Source organism: Campylobacter sp. 2457A, assembly GCF_020135895.1.
GTDB lineage: Bacteria > Campylobacterota > Campylobacteria > Campylobacterales > Campylobacteraceae > Campylobacter_D > Campylobacter_D taeniopygiae.
On sequence record NZ_JACHTO010000124.1, the window covers coordinates 1 to 256 of the forward strand.

The 256-nt window shown below is 23.8% G+C and carries 1 pseudogene; it reads right to left on the reverse strand.

Annotation, left to right across the window (positions count from 1 at the left end):
- Window positions 1-49: 49 nt before the first annotated feature.
- Window positions 50-256: pseudogene (locus tag H2280_RS08615) on the reverse strand (hypothetical protein); the annotation flags it as partial.

Genomic DNA, 256 nt, shown 5'->3' on the forward strand with positions numbered 1-256 from the left:
AAAATCCTTACTATAAAGTTTAAAATCTAATTATCTTTAAGGATAAAAATTACCCATCGATTATACAATTTAAAAACATTGATACAAAAGGAGAGCAACATACAAACCCTATGAGCCAACTTATTTTTTTACGTTTTTCTCCTGTGCTATAGCATTTAAAAAAATAAGCTTGCAATAAACAAAGAACTATAAAAGGTGCAAAAAACGTTGAAAACATAAATACTTGAAATAAAGCTTTTAAATAAATATATATATA